Source organism: Paenibacillus sp. VMFN-D1, from assembly GCF_003386155.1.
Lineage (GTDB): Bacteria > Bacillota > Bacilli > Paenibacillales > Paenibacillaceae > Paenibacillus_AQ > Paenibacillus_AQ favisporus.
The window spans coordinates 373,364-389,569 of the sequence record NZ_QRDU01000002.1 but is presented as its reverse complement, the minus strand read 5'-3'; the positions used below and the strand labels follow the sequence as shown (position 1 = coordinate 389,569).

20 protein-coding genes are annotated in these 16,206 nt (G+C 54.2%); 4 read left to right on the top strand and 16 right to left on the bottom strand.

Translation table 11 applies throughout. The features are described 5' to 3' along the window. Positions 1 to 142: 142 nt before the first annotated feature. From C7820_RS17280 to C7820_RS17250, 7 genes are all read right to left on the bottom strand, one after another. Positions 143 to 919: an aminoglycoside adenylyltransferase domain-containing protein gene (locus C7820_RS17280; RefSeq protein WP_116232108.1), complete on the bottom strand. Its 777-nt coding sequence runs from the start codon at positions 917 to 919 to the stop codon at positions 143 to 145. 61 nt (positions 920 to 980) lie between these two features. Beyond that, positions 981 to 1,376, bottom strand: a complete 396-nt coding sequence (locus tag C7820_RS17275) for a VOC family protein (protein WP_116232107.1) — start codon at positions 1,374 to 1,376, stop codon at positions 981 to 983. A gap of 161 nt (positions 1,377 to 1,537) precedes the next feature. Beyond that, the gene (locus tag C7820_RS17270; RefSeq protein ID WP_116232658.1) at positions 1,538 to 2,128 is read right to left on the bottom strand and encodes a histidine phosphatase family protein; all 591 of its coding nucleotides are present in this window, start codon (positions 2,126 to 2,128) and stop codon (positions 1,538 to 1,540) included. Positions 2,129 to 2,258: 130 nt separating this feature from the next. After that, on the bottom strand, positions 2,259 to 3,113 hold the full coding sequence (locus C7820_RS17265; protein WP_116232106.1) for an ABC transporter ATP-binding protein: 855 nt from the start codon (positions 3,111 to 3,113) through the stop codon (positions 2,259 to 2,261). A 289-nt stretch (positions 3,114 to 3,402) separates the two neighbouring features. Beyond that, the gene (locus C7820_RS17260) at positions 3,403 to 4,056 is read right to left on the bottom strand and encodes an HAD family hydrolase (RefSeq protein ID WP_116232105.1); all 654 of its coding nucleotides are present in this window, start codon (positions 4,054 to 4,056) and stop codon (positions 3,403 to 3,405) included. Continuing rightward, on the bottom strand, positions 4,053 to 5,534 hold the full coding sequence (locus tag C7820_RS17255) for a serine hydrolase domain-containing protein (RefSeq protein WP_116232104.1): 1,482 nt from the start codon (positions 5,532 to 5,534) through the stop codon (positions 4,053 to 4,055). Before C7820_RS17255 ends, C7820_RS17260 begins: the two co-directional genes overlap by 4 nt. Positions 5,535 to 5,558: 24 nt before the next feature. Further along, positions 5,559 to 6,068 carry a GNAT family N-acetyltransferase gene (locus C7820_RS17250; RefSeq protein WP_116232103.1) on the bottom strand — a complete coding sequence of 170 codons (510 nt, stop codon included), beginning with the start codon at positions 6,066 to 6,068 and terminating at the stop codon, positions 5,559 to 5,561. Positions 6,069 to 6,225: 157 nt separating this feature from the next. Between C7820_RS17250 and C7820_RS33875 the strand changes: the two genes are divergently transcribed. Beyond that, complete coding sequence (locus tag C7820_RS33875) at positions 6,226 to 6,576, top strand: PAS domain S-box protein (protein ID WP_258875293.1); 351 nt, start codon at positions 6,226 to 6,228, stop codon at positions 6,574 to 6,576. A gap of 12 nt (positions 6,577 to 6,588) precedes the next feature. Then, on the top strand, positions 6,589 to 7,689 hold the full coding sequence (locus C7820_RS17245) for an ATP-binding protein (protein WP_258875292.1): 1,101 nt from the start codon (positions 6,589 to 6,591) through the stop codon (positions 7,687 to 7,689). Between the two features lie 83 nt (positions 7,690 to 7,772). Here the strand turns inward: C7820_RS17245 and C7820_RS17240 are convergent, their stop codons facing one another. The 7 genes from C7820_RS17240 to C7820_RS17210 form a co-directional block, all read right to left on the bottom strand. Further along, on the bottom strand, positions 7,773 to 8,189 hold the full coding sequence (locus C7820_RS17240; protein WP_116232102.1) for a GNAT family N-acetyltransferase: 417 nt from the start codon (positions 8,187 to 8,189) through the stop codon (positions 7,773 to 7,775). 76 nt (positions 8,190 to 8,265) lie between these two features. Then, positions 8,266 to 8,748 (bottom strand): DinB family protein, encoded by a 483-nt coding sequence (locus C7820_RS17235; RefSeq protein ID WP_116232101.1) that lies wholly within the window; start codon positions 8,746 to 8,748, stop codon positions 8,266 to 8,268. Beyond that, positions 8,738 to 9,304, bottom strand: a complete 567-nt coding sequence (locus tag C7820_RS17230) for a GNAT family N-acetyltransferase (protein ID WP_116232100.1) — start codon at positions 9,302 to 9,304, stop codon at positions 8,738 to 8,740. Before C7820_RS17230 ends, C7820_RS17235 begins: the two co-directional genes overlap by 11 nt. Before the next feature lie 48 nt (positions 9,305 to 9,352). Next, positions 9,353 to 9,931, bottom strand: a complete 579-nt coding sequence (gene pgsA / locus C7820_RS17225) for a CDP-diacylglycerol--glycerol-3-phosphate 3-phosphatidyltransferase (RefSeq protein WP_116232099.1) — start codon at positions 9,929 to 9,931, stop codon at positions 9,353 to 9,355. Then, positions 9,928 to 10,275 carry a glyoxalase superfamily protein gene (locus tag C7820_RS17220; RefSeq protein ID WP_181909099.1) on the bottom strand — a complete coding sequence of 116 codons (348 nt, stop codon included), beginning with the start codon at positions 10,273 to 10,275 and terminating at the stop codon, positions 9,928 to 9,930. The genes pgsA and C7820_RS17220 overlap by 4 nt, the downstream gene beginning before the upstream one ends. 46 nt (positions 10,276 to 10,321) lie before the next feature. Next, on the bottom strand, positions 10,322 to 10,996 hold the full coding sequence (locus tag C7820_RS17215; RefSeq protein ID WP_116232097.1) for an HAD family hydrolase: 675 nt from the start codon (positions 10,994 to 10,996) through the stop codon (positions 10,322 to 10,324). A 34-nt stretch (positions 10,997 to 11,030) separates the two neighbouring features. Then, positions 11,031 to 11,747 (bottom strand): Type 1 glutamine amidotransferase-like domain-containing protein, encoded by a 717-nt coding sequence (locus C7820_RS17210; RefSeq protein WP_116232657.1) that lies wholly within the window; start codon positions 11,745 to 11,747, stop codon positions 11,031 to 11,033. A 942-nt stretch (positions 11,748 to 12,689) separates the two neighbouring features. Here C7820_RS17210 and erm point away from each other — a divergent pair. Next, a complete protein-coding gene (erm, locus tag C7820_RS17205) occupies positions 12,690 to 13,550 on the top strand; it encodes a 23S ribosomal RNA methyltransferase Erm (RefSeq protein ID WP_116232096.1) in 861 nt (286 codons plus the stop codon). Positions 13,551 to 13,581: 31 nt separating this feature from the next. Next, a complete protein-coding gene (locus C7820_RS17200; protein WP_116232095.1) occupies positions 13,582 to 14,454 on the top strand; it encodes an alpha/beta fold hydrolase in 873 nt (290 codons plus the stop codon). 147 nt (positions 14,455 to 14,601) lie between these two features. On the opposite strand, the gene C7820_RS17195 is transcribed toward C7820_RS17200, so the two are convergent. Together C7820_RS17195 and C7820_RS17190 are read right to left on the bottom strand one after the other, a co-directional pair. Continuing rightward, entirely contained in the window at positions 14,602 to 15,831 is a 1,230-nt protein-coding gene (locus C7820_RS17195) for an aminopeptidase (RefSeq protein WP_116232094.1), read from the bottom strand. A 40-nt stretch (positions 15,832 to 15,871) separates the two neighbouring features. Continuing rightward, a complete protein-coding gene (locus tag C7820_RS17190) occupies positions 15,872 to 16,177 on the bottom strand; it encodes a hypothetical protein (RefSeq protein WP_116232093.1) in 306 nt (101 codons plus the stop codon). Positions 16,178 to 16,206 lie beyond the last annotated feature (29 nt).

Here is a 16,206-nt window from a genome sequence, read left to right as displayed (position 1 = left end):
TCATATGAAAATTTAACCATTACTTCCACGTTCCGTCCAGTATTCATTGAACCCGGCCTGTACGAAAGCCTATGAATCTATCAATAACGAATTGAAATGGATGATAGGAGCAAGTGCGCAACATTTGCCTACGATCGGATAATCAGGGACGAATCCCCTCCTCCGTCATCCGCTGCTTAATCGCGTTCAGCATATCCCGAGCAAAAGCCTGAAGCATCCGAGGTTCCACGCTCACTTCATCCGTCTGTCCTCCATAATGAAGAAGACACTGGCGCAGGAGCGTTTCATACGCAGGCGGAAGGGCCGCGAGTCCCCATTCGCCGCCTTCCTTTTTGGAGGAAACTTCGCCTTCCCGCAAAAATTGCAAAATTCTGCACAGATTAAGCGTATAATATACCGGCGCCTCGGCGATCTTCTCTTCGGCATGCTCGACATCGGACCAGATCGACCGGATGTACATCTCTTTCTCCGGCCTGAACACGGACTGTGCGGGCTCCCCATACAGCGTTATCCCACGGTGATAAATGACCATCATATGGGCCGCAAGATCAGGGTCTTCATAACCGCCGCATACATACTGCGCATCAGATTCATACCGCTCCCGGTGAGCCTCCGAATAATGGAATTCAAACGGTGTCGGGTGCAGCGGCTCCCCGGCGTACTGCCTGAGAATGACGCTGACTTCCATCCCGCGGTGCCCCGGCATCAGCCCGTGAAGCTCAAGAAGGCCTCGGGCGAGCCGAGTCCAAACCTCGGGGTCGAGCTTCTCTTCAATGACCGCCAGGAGATCGATATCGCTCCGGTCTTGACGGTAACACCCCATCGCCAGCGAGCCGTGCAGATATAAACCGGTCAACGGTGCTCCCAGCTCGGTAATAAAAAGCTGTGTCAAACGGTCCAGCACCTGCTGTGTATTCATAACTATCCTCCAATATAGAAAAATGGCTGCCCCCTTACCGGGAACAGCTGTCATTTCGGCACTATGACCCCTTTTTGCCTGATCCGAAAGCAATCGCATACCGATCCGGATCGACCAGCACGAAGTCTTTCCAGTCCCCCCATCCCTGATGTTCCAGCACAGGCTCCTGAATGAACTGCGCTCCTCTAGCTTTGAAATGCTCATACAATTGATCCAGTTCTTCATGCGTTTCGACATATGCGTAAGTGTCCCATGGAACCATCTTGTTGTTCCCGGAGGGGTTGGGACGGACATCTTCCGCCTTTGCCGCCTGAATCAATTTGAAGCCGAGGGCAAAATCATCCCTTACCGCCCAAACGTCCGACACGTCACAGCCGAGCACATCCGCATAATACCGCTTGGACCTCTCTAAATCCGAAACCAATCGAACCTGAACCGAAAAGTGAACTTTACTCAAATGAACATCATCCTCCGAATGGTCGATTCTCCTTCGTGTGCTCAACCTCTTCCTGGATTGGCCGCACAGCCAATGGATGAGCTCGAAGGGTTGCCCTATGAAACTGGCAGATATAGCGCTTTCAGTCTATCACAAATTTTAACAATGATACATATGATTTCCTACTCCTTCCACATTCTCGTCACCTGCCGCAGGGCCTCTCCCTCCCACTCCGTCTTGTAAATATCCGGCATGGAAGTGGATTCCCAGAAGGCGTAATCGAACCGCGGGTCAAATTCGCCCAGCATCAACGTCATAATATCGCAGTGAGTCCCAATGACAATCCGCTTTCCGGCATGCTCATTCAGCAGTTTCCGGACCACCTGGGCCGCTCTATGCCGCGCCTCCAGGCTCGACTCTCCCCCCGGAAAAGCAAAAGCGGCATCGCCGTATACCTTTTGCTTCGCTTCTTGAAACGAAAGGCGCCCGATCTGCCCGATTTCCCGTTCCCTCAAATCTTCTTCTATGATGATTTCCTTGCCCGCGAAGGCGGCCGCATCCCGGATCGTTCGCACGGCTCGCTCGTAGGGACTGGAAATGTACAGGTCAATGCCTTCACCCAACAGTCTGTCCTTGACCGCAAGCGCGTCTGCCAGCCCCTGACGGGACAGTCCCCGTGTTCGTTCCCTGCCTTCCTCATAAGGCGATTCGGCATGCCGGACCAAATAAAGAATCGTGCTCCGCTCCTGGTGATGTGCTGAATTTGCAGTCATGAACCAGCAACCTTTCCATTTTATTGGGTTAAAAAAGAAAAGCACCCGCTTCAGCTCCATCATACCAGCGAGATCCTGCCGCTGACATATCTGAAAGTTCCACGGGTGCTCATATTAAGATAATAACGGTTTAAGCTCTTCTCGCCAGCTCGTAAGGCAGACACAGCGGGACTCCGGTCCGGGGGTCGACGAGGATATCGGCTTCAATAGCAAAGACCTCCCGCAGCACTTCCCGGGTCATGACTTCGCCGGGCGTTCCCTCCGCCACGACTGTGCCTGATTTGATCGCCACCATATGCTGCGCATACCGTGTGGCATGGTTCAGGTCGTGAACGACCATGACGATCGTGCGACCCTCTTCCTCATTCAGCTTCTGCAGCAGCTGCAGCACTTCCAGCTGATGCGCCATATCCAAGAAGGTCGTAGGCTCATCAAGGAACAGAATATCCGTCTGCTGGGCCAGCGCCATGGCGATCCATGCCCGCTGACGCTGTCCGCCGGACAGCTGGTCGATCGCCCGGTCTCTGAAGGCCCCAAGCCCCGTAACGTTAATGGCCCACTCGATAACTTCACGGTCCTGCGAGCTAATGCTGCCAAATCCCCGCTGATGCGGCGAACGGCCGAAGCCGATCAGCTCGGTTACGGTCAGCCCATCCGGGGCCGTGGGGGTTTGCGGCAGGATCGCGAGCTGCTTCGCCACATCCTTGGTCGGCTGGCTGTGGATCGATTTGCCGTCGAGCAGCACCGCTCCGGAGGATGGCTTCATCAAGCGGGCCATCGTTTTGAGAATCGTTGATTTGCCGGAGCCGTTAGAGCCGACCAAAGCCGTAATTTTACCCGCCGGAATGCTCAGGTTCAAATTGTTGACAATGAGCGTATCGGCGTATCCGATGTTCAGCTGCTCGGTGCCGAGCCTCGACTGGAGCTGCGGTTTTTCCTCTGTGGCGATCTCTTGCTCCGGCCAAGCCAATGTGTTTTGTACCATACCGTATCATCCTTTTTTAGGGATTGTATTTCGCGGCGGGTTCGCCGCTCCGCATGCAGGGTGCCTTATGCTATGTTCAACGTTGTCGAAATGCCGTATCGTTTAACGCATGATTGCCTTTGTTGACACATTATGCGTGGAAAAGTGCAATTTATGTGTATGTATACACACTTATTATGATAATGATTCTCAATTTCATTGTAAAGAGTTTTTTCCCTCTTCTCCGTCTTATCTCACGAAAAAAGGACAACGGAACTCGTGGTCCCATTGTCCAAATATTGCATCCGGCTTAATTACTCAAAATGTCCTTCAGTTCCATTAAGTCGGTGATCGAATAATCCGTCTCACAGCTCGTGTCTCCGGCAGCCGCCTTCATCCATACCGCCTTCATCCCGACCATCCGGCTGGCCTCGACATCGTTAACGGCATGATCCCCGACAAACACAGCCTCCTCCGGCTGGAGCTCCAGCCTGTCCAATGCCCTACGGAAAATGGCCGGGTCCGGCTTGCGGAGCCCTTCAAGCTCGGAAATGAGAATGGCGTCAAAATCATCAGCAATGCCGAGCCCTTGAATGCTGCCCCATTGAAACTCGCCGAAGCCGTTGGAAATGATCCCGAGCTTCATTCCTTGGCGCTTGAGAGCAGTCAGCATTTCCCGAAGATGCGGATAACCTATGCAGTGAAGGCGAAAACCGGCGATATAATCCTCCAGAAGGCGCTCCCAGGACAGCTCCAAGTCCATTTCCCGCACAAGCTGTTCATAAACTTTGTCCTTCCAGACATACCCCCGCGCGTCCAGCTCTACAAAACGGCGGATATATTGATCCCGGTCCACGCGTTGAAGCTCCGGAAAACGTTCATATTGATCCTCCGTAAAGCGCAGCAGCGAGGTATCCCGGTCCAGCAGTGTGCCGTCCAGGTCAAACAGCACGCCCTTGATCATGCCCCGCTCCTTTCCGCCAGCTGTTCCTGCTTTACGGCCGTGACCCGGGTTGTCTTCTTGTCAAAAGAGACGTTGGCCTCCTCCACAAGCTCAACCTGCCCCTCCGCGAACGTTAGGGTGAGCGTGACCCTATAGGGTGCCTCGATGTACACCACGGTTAGCTCGAGCTGCAGATCCTCGGTCAATCGGGCCGAAATGACGGCTTCCTGCCGATGCATGGCTAGATCCTTCCGGAAGATGTCCTTGGTGCTTACCCTCTTCGTCAAATCAAAGGGAAGTTCGCGCCGGCTGCCATCGGCATAAATGATCCAAAGCTCGGACCGCTCATCCAGGCTGCACACCGCAATCTCGGCAACGCCGCCTGGCTCTGGAGCCTGGACACGGTATTGACCTGCCCAATCATCCGGCATAGGAGACGAAGCAGAAGGTACCTGGTGCTCAGCGTCTTCCTGCATTCGCGCGATCCGCCGCAGAAGCAGCGGGTACGCTTCGGAGCTGACTTGTTGCGATCGGTCTACCCGGTCCACAATATGCTCATAGATGAGGTCCAGCAGCTGCGGCAGCTGCTTTTTCATATGGCTCATGCCCGAAGAGGCTGCAATGACAATGCCGTGCTTCGGAGCAACAAAGCAAAGCTGCCCGAACCCGCCGTTTCCCATATAGCATCCCTTCCGGCACCGGAAAAACTGGTAGCCATACCCTTCCGAAAAATCAGCCCTCGTCTCATTGCGGCGGTTATCGCTCTGCTCCGTGGTGGCTAACCGGATGTATTCCGCCGATACGATTCTCCGGCCGCCATACACGCCCTCGTTCAGCAGCATCTGACCGAACTTCGCCACGCCATCGATGGGAATGCTCAGCCCCATGCCGCCTGCGGCCACTCCCATCGGGCAGGTCTCCCAATCCACCAAGCCAATTCCAAGGGGCTCGAACAATCTCGGTTTTACATATTCGACGAGGCCCATGCCGGTCGCTCTTTCCAGAATGGCGGCAACCATATAGGTCGCATGGGTGTTGTACACGTAATGGCTTCCCGGCGGATGCTCCGGCGCCAAGGATAAGAACGTTTGGGCCCAGTCTGGCTCGGATTCCATCACCCGGCAGTAGATATTGTCATGATGTCCTGTATTCATCGAAAGCAGATGGTGGATGGTCATCTGGGATAAGTAGGGCGGGACGTCACCGGCAAGCTTATCGGGAAAATACGAAACGACCGGGTCCGTCAGTCGAATATATCCTTCATCCCTGGCAATTCCCGCCGCAATGGAAGTGAAGCTCTTGCTGAGCGAAAATAATAATGTGGGTGCCTCTTCCCGATACGGCTGACGGTTGAAACGGGCCGTAACTTTTCCATTCTGAAGCAGCATCAAACGGTTGACCTGAAGCTCCAGTTCCTCAATCCGTTCTAAGAACCGAAGTACATCGCCGGACGACAGGCCGTGGCTTTCCGGCTGTGAGGTTTCCAGTTCCAATCCCAATCGTACACCTCCAACATTCCCTCTTTATTGAAGTTCCTTAATAAAAAAGAGATTCAGATCATCGTCCACCCGGACCATCTCGCCCGGCACGACCGGCTGGTTCTTATACACGATGCCGTTGCCATCGGGAATGTAACCTCTGCGGCAGTAAATGCGCTGCGCCTTGCCGTAGTCCTTGAACAAGCCCACACCGATGCCGATCCGCTTGCCCTTGCGGCTTACGATCGATTCAAACTCCTCCAGGATCCGGTTGCCGATTCCTTGGCGCTGGAAGACGGGGAATACGTTCAGATCATTCACTTCCGGAATGCCCTGCTCTTGGAAAGGGGGGTAGTCCGATTCGTATTTCAGGTGACATACCCCGGCGACCTGGTCATCTGCATAGGCGATGATCGTTTCACGGACACCCGCTGCGTTTTCAGCGAGACATTTGTCGTAGTACTCATCGGGGCGAAAGATGTCCTGTTCGGTAAAAGCCTGCTTCCACTGCTGCTTTAATTCCTCTGAAGTGAGCAAAGTCAGCTTGATTTTCATTTACAGCACCTCCATATCGAATATATTTTTGTCCCCGTGTTCCGCGGCTCTCTTTTAAAAGTTAATGTTCACTTACTTTAGCATTGATGATTAAAGAGATTCGCGATTATAATATGTATAAATATGCCACGGCTTGATAGTAGAGAGGGGAACTGCCATGCGATCCGCTGAAGTCCATAATTACGACTTTGCCTTTAGGCAGGCCGCGATCGGCATGGCCCTTATCGCGCCTGACGGAGCCTTCCTAGAGGTCAACCCCGCTTTATGCACCCTCCTCGGTTATACACCTGACCATTTCACTTTGCCGGATCTTCTTCTTCCCGCGATTCAGGAACTGTCCCGCGACATCGTTAAGTGCGGGGAATGGCTGCAGTCCATGAAACGGGATCAGCACCGGATCGACCAGCATTACTATCATCCTTCAGGACAACGGTTATCCCTTGATATCCGCATCTCCTTGATTCGGAATGAGGCCGGGAAACCTGAGATTTACTTCACCCAATTCTAGAACAGGACCCAGATGATGCAAATGGAAACCCGGCTGCATTATACCGAAACCCATCTGCACGAGCGGGAGGATTCCTTCATGCAGCTGCTGGATGGCCTCCCCCTTTCCGTGCTGATTACGAACCACGGCCAGATTCAGTATGCCAATCCTGCCGGCCTCAGGCTCATTCATGCAGACAGCCTTGAAGCCGTAATCGGCATGTCAACGGACGATTTGGTCGACGCCGCCGACCACGAAATTCTGGCCGAGCGCAAGCAGCGGCACTACAACAACAGGCCCATCGGCTCCGTGCGCTACCGCATCCGCTGTCTCAATGGACAGCTGAGGCATGTGGAAGGATTTTCACTGAAGATTACCTATCAAAAAAAGCGGTGCGTCATCGGGATCTTTAAAGATATCTCCGACCAGAAGCTTGAGGAAGACCGGCTCATGCAATCCGAGAAGCTATCGACGGCAGGGCAGCTTGCCGCAGGCATCGCTCACGAAATCCGCAATCCGCTGACCGCCATTTTCGGCTTTTTGAAACTCCTCCGCACTTCCAGCCATTACAACGACCAGTACTTTGCGATCATGGAATCCGAGCTGAAGCGGATCGAATTTATCGTCAATGAGCTGCTGGTGCTGTCCAAACCCCAGGTTTCGCACGCGAGCAAGCCAATGGACATTTTGCCGCTGCTGGACCAGGTGATCACGCTGATGAACGGCCAGGCCGCATTAAAAAATATCGAGATCGTTTCCGCCTTCTCCGAACCTTCCATCTGGATTGCCGGCGAGGCCAACCAGCTGAAACAGGTCTTCATTAACCTGCTCAAAAATGCGATGGAAGCCATGCCGGAAGGCGGCATCATCCGGATCCACGCTCTCGCCCGGAACAACGAGGCCTCCATCAGCGTTCAGGATGAAGGCTGCGGCATGACTGCGGAGCAGATCCAGGCGCTGGGCAAGCCCTTTTTCACGACCAAGGAATCAGGCACCGGGCTCGGGTTTATGATCACACACAACATCATCCATAATCACGGCGGGAACATATCGGTCCAGAGCGCTCTCCAGGAGGGCACTACGTTTACCGTGACGCTCCCCGTTATTTCCGAACCCGAGGCAGCCTCATCATAACAAGCCTAATCCGGTGATCAGCCGGTAATTGTAAGTTTCACATCCTGGGACCAAAAAATGGACGGTACTCCCGCGTTATGCTCCTATGTATTGGAGGAATACAGCAGAATGCCGTCCCTCCGGCTCCAGCCCGATTTGGCCCAAAAATAATTGCCGATCTCATTCTCCTCGATCACCATGATATGGCACTTGGCGATGCCCTCTTCCCGGAGCTTATCCAGCCCGGCTTTCGCCAGTTTCTGCCCGATGGCTCGGCCCCTGTAAGCCGTATCGACCGCAACGTGGTAAATATACCCCCTTCGGCCGTCATGGCCGCACAGAATGGTGCCGATCACTCGATCACCCTCGGTGGCGACAAAGCTCATGCCCGGGTTCCGAACCAGGTACCGGTATATCGATTCTTTCGAATCGGCGTCGCTCAGCGCCATCCCTTCCGTATTGCCCCACAGCTCCATGCATTGTTCGTAATCCTCAATTAACAGCTCTCGCAGTGTTTCCATGATGTTCGTTTCCTCCAGTCATTAATTAGAACAAACGTATATCGACGTACATTCAATGAAGCCAGCCGCGCCCGGACTATGTCCCGGCCTCCGCCCGCTCTACCGACTCCGGACCGATAATCTGTCTAAAGTGGTGCCGCATATGCTCCAGGTAATCGTTCACCAGCCAATCCAGCGTCGCTTCACCGCCGCCGGGAAGAATGCAGGTTTTGCCGTAATCCTCCGCGGTCAAACGCTCGAGAACATGGGCAATTTGCCTGTTCAGCATAACCCACAGCGTAATGATTTCCGTCTGGGTGTATTGCTCCTGATACCCGTGCAGGTCCACCCACCGGTCCTGATCGTATCCCTCAAGGGATACCGGATGCGCCGACAGTTTTATTTGGACAAACCGAAGATGGTTGTTCGCCGCCGAATCGCATAAGTGGCCTACGATCTCCTGCTTCGACCACTTAGCGGGTCCTGGCTTGTGTCTGAATACCTCTTCGGGCATAGCTTTCAGTTCGCTCTCAAAATATCCGACTAAACGGTTCAAGTTTTGACTATAACTATGATTCATCCCGCTTCTCCTCTCCATTGGCTGCACTGTATTCAATCAGCCAGCAATCGCGGTACTCTCCTTCATGCCATTCGCGTTTTTCCAGCAGCCTGATCTTGCGGAAGCCGCATTTTTCGTATACGCGCAGGGCCCTGGTGTTCCAGGTTTGCGGGTCCATGACAATTTTATCGGCTTGAAGCGTGTGGGTCAGATAAGAAACCATGCCTTGAATCAGCCTTGTGCCGATTCCCCGGTTCCAGCAGTCGGGCTCCCCTATAAACTGATCCATGCCGAAAATCCGCCCGTCCTCTTCGCTATAGCCATATACCTCGCGTTCCTCCGGATCGACCGGATAATATTGAATATATCCGATATCGCGGTCGTCCAGTTGAATGATGCAGGCTTCTATTTGATCATCCCGGTAAAAGTGCTCCTGCACCATGGCCATATCATGCGGACGGTCCCGGCCTTCATAATATTCGAGGACCCGCGGATCGCTGAGCCAACGGACCAAATGGTCCGCATCGCCCGCCTCCAATTTCCTTACGCTGACCCCCTGCTTGCTCCAAAGAATCAAAATTACGCCTCCTCCCTCATAACTCAAGCACGCAGCGTTTGAGCCATTTTATATGAAAAGCTTAACGTTTTTGACCACGTAATGGTACCCCGACAAGACGGTCATCATCACGGCGACCACCATCAAGAAGGAATCGACGCGAAGGCTGGTCAGCCATTGAAAAGGATAGTTATTCAGCAGCACGGCCGTAATGGCGACGACCTGGGACACCATTTTCCACTTGCCGTAGCGGTCTGCCGCCAGAGCGATCCCTCTGCCCGAAGCCGCCATGCGCAGCGCAGTCACGATAAATTCACGGCCGATCATCACGAAGGCCATCCAGGCTGGAATCATCCCGGCCTCGACCATCATGATCAACGCCACCGAAACAAGCAGCTTATCCGCAAGCGGGTCCAATAGCTTCCCCAGATTGGTAACCAGGTGGTATTTGCGGGCAATATACCCGTCGAGCTTGTCCGTAGCGGAAGCGAGAATGAATACGGCCACCGCCATATAGGTTCCGTAATGATTCAGAAATTGAATGAACGCGTTGGAGTCCGCCAGCCGTACGGGGTACTCTGCGAAAAAAACGATAAACACGGGGATCATCATGATTCTGGCCAGCGTCAGCTTGTTCGCCGGGTTCATGCATCCTTCCTCTCAAAAAACGTGATCCGGTTACCGAAAGGATCGATCACGCTCACCTCCATATCCTCAAGCCCAGGGCGCGCATGCTTGTACTTCTTCGCTATCAGTTTGGCATGGAGGCTCTGGATGTCTTCGACTTCCACACGGATCGCCGAGCCGGGGGTGCAGTCGCCGTGATGCCCGCTCAAATGGATCTCGCAGTCCCCGCTGGACACCTGCATGTATAAGGGAAGATCGTCTTCATAGCGATGCTCCCAGTCAATCCGGAATTCCAGGAAATCCACGTAAAACTCCTTGGCTTTGTCCTCATCGAAAATCCGAAAGATCGGTGTGATCTTCTTCATCACTTATCCTCCTCTAAAAGTTCATCCAAACTTATGCCTGGCCCGGCTATCGTACAGGCAATGCGGAGGCAAGCTGCATAGGCGCCGACAGTTGAGCGAACCGGCTCTCCACATAGGGATTGAACCAGACCGCGTGGATGACCTTCATCCCTGCCTGATGCGCCCCATCCAGCTCTCCGGAGCCTCCGTCACCTACAAACACGCAATCCTCCGGAAGCACCTGCAGCCGCCGGCATGCGAGTTCATAGATAGCAGGGTCGGGCTTACAGCATTGTACCTCGTATGAAAAAATAACATCATCAAAATACCCGGCCAGCGGGGAATCTTCCCAGCCCCGGACTTCCTCCTCCGAACAGTTGCTGATCAGTCCCAGCTTCCAGCCATGGGTACGGAGATTTTCGAGCATTTCCAAAATGTCAGGGCGAACAGCTTCAAAAGGAATCCGCTTCTCCTGGATCCTTGCCTGGTAGAGCGTCTGAACGGACTGTTCGTCCGCATCCAGGCCTCTGCTTCGGCAAATATCCCGGATGACGTCCGGAAAACTTGCCAGCTCCCCGCGCATCCGCCGCCCCACCCGGCTTCTCCACTCCAGCTTGAACTCTTCCTGGCTCAGACCAAGCAGACCCGGGTAATCGTAGCGGCGCCCCGATATCCGTCGGCCATCCGCATATTCGGTGATCAAGGTCTCGAACAAATCGAACAAAACGGCTTTCGTGCCCAAGCGCCATCCTCCTTAACGGTATTCGGGATTCCGGTTATATCATAGCCCGGCCCGCTTCCCCCAAATATACGGTTGGAATGACCGCCTCCACCACATGCCCTTCCATGGCTCGCACCTCGTAGGCTTTGGCCTCAGGACGAGAGCTTACCGCCCGATGAAAAACACCATCTACATAATGCAGTGCCGCTCCGTCATCTGCGGCTATTCCCCCACCGATTTGTCCGCTTTGGATCAGCCGGTGATAACTGGGCCTTCGGTCCGCTTCCCCGTCATAATGGGGACAGTGGCTCCCTGAAAGCAGGCCGAGGCCCTCCAGCCGGGTCAGATCGCCTGGGATGGAATCCGTCACGCCTTCCTCAAACCAGCAAATGGAACCGGCGCTTAGCCCGGATAGAATCACCCCGTTTTCCCAGGCCGTCTTTAAGTATCGATCCACACTCCGTTCCTTCCATACCGCAAGCATCGATTTCGTATTGCCGCCCCCGACATAAATAATATCCTTGTCCAGAATAAAATCCTCCAGATCGACAGTTGGGGGCTGGACCAGGGAAAGATGAGAAGGAGTGCATTCCAGACGCTGAAACGCATCATAAAAACGATCGATATATCCTTGTGCGTCACTGCTTGCCGTTGGTACAAAGCAAATCTTGGGGCGGCCGGTGCCTGCCTGCCGAAGAATGTACAGATCCAGCAAGGGGTTATCCGGTTCCATTGAGAATCCTCCGCCACCCATAGCGATAATTTGTTTGATGCTGACGCCCTCCTTTCCGTAACGTGTCATAAATTCCAAGTAAAACTGCCGCAAGCGATGTTAATTTACCTATTCGACGGGAAAACGCCATACCCTTTCTTCGCCGGGTACTTGCTAAAAATGGATCGATATGGTAGCCTGTTAATAATTTACGAAGAACGGAGGGTTACGTGTGGTAGATCAGTTTATCCGGGTTCGCACGTTTTGCAACTAACATATTGCAAAATTCTCTGCTTGTACGCGGAGGACTCAGGATTGGTCTGCCATTTTTTAAAGGTAACCCAGGTATTATAACGACTATGGCTGAAGCATCATCAGCAGGAACACGCATGATCATGTCCAGCCTGCCTTTAAAAATTCATCTCACATGAACGCATTGCGGGATCGTACCCTCAAGGGATAGGAATGATCGTCTCTCCCTGCCATTGGGCCTCTTCCGGCTTTCATGTAAGACCTCATATCCTGCGGCCGAAGGAACGGTTGTTCCTTGGACCGGTCGGTCCTTTCGCGAAACGCTGACACAGGCAGACAGCCTGTGTTTTTTTGTGCTTATTTTTAGATTAACGATGATTCTGGTGAGGAGGGTTACGTGTGGTAGATCAGTTTATCCGGGTTCGCATGGTGTACAGCTGCTAAGAAAAAAAGCCGTTGGCTTTGCTGTGTACAGAGAAACTCAGGATAGGTCTGCCCTTTTTGCCAGGTAACCTCCTTTTTGCTCAGGAAAAAATATCGCTTGGTCGATGCATAATGTGCCGCCACCCGCCGCTTCAATGCCGGGCTTATATGCCGATGAACTGCTCTTTCATGCAGTGCGTCCGGCCCGCACAGGTGCCTGTCATTCGGTGAAATCCGCCGGATCCCGCGGCGTTATCCTGAGTCTCTCCACTTTACAGCACAGCCGATGGGCAAGAAACCATCGCTGGATAACGGAGGGATTCATGGATGCATAAACATCGACAACGTCATATTAAGACGCACTTGAACATAGAGAAACCCGCAGCAAAAGGACAGCACCTGCTGCACCACGAGCCGGTCATTCACGACATGATCGGAATGGCCGGCGTCACAGCCGCCGACACGGTGCTCGATCTGGGCGCCGGGCGGGGAGCCATCACATTCCCGCTTGCGAAGAAGGCTGGCAGAGTGCTGGCCATTGAGAACGATGCCGCATTCGCCGCCGCCCTTAGGCAAAAAGCGCTTCCCGGCTCCAATGTAGCCGTTATTGAGAGGGACATTCGCGAGGCTTATCTTCCGAAGGAGCCGTTTCATGTTGTAGCCAACATTCCATTTTTTATGACGACATTCATTCTCGAGAAGCTGCTCGATCCGCCAGGTTCTGCGTTCCAGGGGGCGGTGCTGATCGTGCAGCACGGAGCAGCCAAGGGATTTACAGCAAGGCAGATTCGCAGCCCGCGTCTGCTCAAGTGGCGGATGTGGTTTGACTTCGAGCTGGTGAAGGTTGTGCCCCGGCAGCATTTTTCACCCCCACCTCAGGTGGACGCAGCCGTACTCCGTATTCGGAGACGGAAAACACCTTGGCTGCAGACGCAGCATCATCATGCGTTCGGCGGATTGGCCGAATACGCGCTGAACGAGCCGGCACTGCCGGTGTGCGAGGCACTGGCGGGGATTTTTACACCGGTGCAAATCAGGCACCTGCTGCAGCACATCCGGGTAGAACGAAATACGCCGGTATGCTTGCTGCGCGAGCGGGATTGGGCCGCCGTATTTGATACGATGCGGGAGAAGGTCCCCTCTTATCGCTGGCCGAAAGCACCAACGAAGAAAAAGAGCGCCAGGTAGGCGTGAATTGAAATTTAAGGAGGAAACACAAATGACAGAACAACTCATTAAAGTAGATGGTATTGAACTGTGCACCGAAAGCTTTGGACGTAAGGAAGATCCGGCAATCCTGCTCATTATGGGCGCCACCGCCTCGATGATCTGGTGGGAGGACGAATTTTGCCAGCGACTTGCTGACGCGGGGCGGTTTGTCATCCGTTACGACAACCGCGACGTCGGCCAATCGATGAACGATGAGCCCGGCAACCCGCAGTACGGCTTAGAGGACATGGCCGATGACGCCATCCGCGTGCTGGACGCCTACGGAATTAGCCGGGCCCATGTGGCAGGCATGTCGCTTGGCGGCCTGCTGACGCTGATGGCTACGGTCAAGTATCCCGAGCGGGTGCTGAGCGATACGCTGATCATGACCTCTTCGTTCCGTGACCCGAGTCTGCCGGAAATGGAAGAAAAGGTAGCTGCCTTTTTTGCTTCAGCCGATCAGGTCAATTGGGAGAGTGAACAGGAGGTGCTGAACTTCAGCGTCCAAAAATGGAACCTGCTCCGCGGGTCAAAGCACGCTCCGGACGAGGATAAAGTCCGCCGGCTGGCCGCACGGGAGCTGCAGCGGACCCGAAATTGGACGGCGAGTATGTTTAATCATGGCCTGCTGACCGGCGGAGAGGAATTGATTGCCCGGGTACCGGACATCCGGGTGCCGGCCCTTGTCATCCATGGCACGGAGGATCCGATCATCCCTCATGTCCACGGTGAAGCATTGGCACGGGAAATTCCAGGAGCCCGGCTGCTGACCCTGGAAGGAACCGGCCATGAGCTGCATGAGGACGATTGGGATGCCATTCTGGAAGCGATCATCCAGCATACCGCAGACATCCAGCAGAGCGAGTCGAGATCAGTTAAGTAATTAGCAAGACAGCGGGCAGGGATGAGTCCCTGCCCGCTGTCTGTATGTAACCCTACGGATGATGAATCTGATGCTTCAAGATTGCGCTGCCGCCAATCACTGACATGATGTCTGTCTTCAGCTCAACCGGATATACCGACACATCGCTCACACCCAGCTTCCGTTTCGCAGCAGCGGCTCGATCGTGCCGTCCTCATGCTCCGCATCGATGCTCAGTTCCGCCGAACCGACCATAAAATCTTCGTGCTGCATGCTGACGTTGGCTCCGCGGGCAAGCAGCTCCTCATCGCTGAGTCCCGCCCCGCCCTGCAAATTGGTCGGATACGCACTCCCGAGCGCAAAATGGCAGGACGCATTCTCGTCGATACCCACGTTATAGAAAACCCGATTCAGACGGGAGATCGGCGAATCATGCGGTACGATCGCAATCTCCCCCAAATACCGCGTCCCCTCATCGGCATCCAAAAACTGCTTCAACGCCTCATATCCGGTCTCCGCCGTAAAATCCACCACACGTCCCTCACGAAACGTCAGAGTGAAGCGATCCACCAGCTGCCCGTTCAGCACAAACGGACGGGTGCTCGATACCGTTCCGTTTGTCCCGGCGCGGTGCGGCATCGTATACACTTCCTCGGTCGGCATATTCGCCACGAACGGAATTCCGCTCTGATTAACCTGGCCGCCGCCAAGCCAGATATGGCCGGGAGCGAGTTCGACTGTCAGATCCGTGCCGGGTGCCTTGTAATGCAGCATGCGGTACTGCTTCGCGTTCAGCTTATCGGTGACGGCTCGTAAATGCTGCGTATGCCTCCGCCAGGCAGCCACCGGATCCTCTTCAACGATATGATTCATGCGGAAAATCGATTCCCATAAGGCGTTCACCCGCTCTTCCTGCGGGCGGTCGGCAAACACTTGATCCGCCCAGGCCTGGCTCGGCACGTTGACGATGCACCAGCTGATCCGGTTGGTGCGTATGTACCCGAGATACGTCTGGCGGGCGGCGGCGGCGGCTTTCCGGGAAGCCGATATTTTCGCCGGATCCACGCCGTCATACAAATTCGGATTCTCCCCGTCCAGCAGGAGAACCGCTCCGCCGGACTCCGCGATGCTCTCCATCATGTGCGCCGTCCAAGGGGGATAGAACGCAAACGATTCCGGTCCCGCCAGGTCATAGCGCATGCGCTCTACCGTTTCATCACGCCAGTTCAACTGTACATACTTGGCCCCTGCCTGGTAGGCTTTTGCCGTAACCAGCCGCGCAAAATCAGCCGACTCTATAGGCGATTCCACATAGAGCACCTGGCCTGGCTGCACATTTACGCCCACTTGGACGAGCAGCTCCGCATATTTTTCCATTTGCTTCTGAAACTCCGTCAATAACATCCCCTGCCTTATCTATTTATAAATTGTACGATCTTCATAACGAGCCGATTAGCCGGGTGACCAGAGGAAACGTATAAATGACCACCATGCAGGCCAGCAAAATCCAGCTGAGGATCCGCGGATACTTGGCACGGTACAGTCTCACGGTACCAAATATGCCCGCCACGAGCAATGCCAAACCGGCGATGACCGGCAGATGATACCCGGTTGAACCCCCTGTCCATGGATCCAAACCTAAGCTTGAAAAAATCATGTCCCCCACGGATACATCCTGATGATTTTGCACCAAAAGGACCAGCGCGGCCAGAATCATCAGGAAATAGGGTATGCCCTTTTTCACGCGTAATCACCTCCCTCGGAATCTGCTCG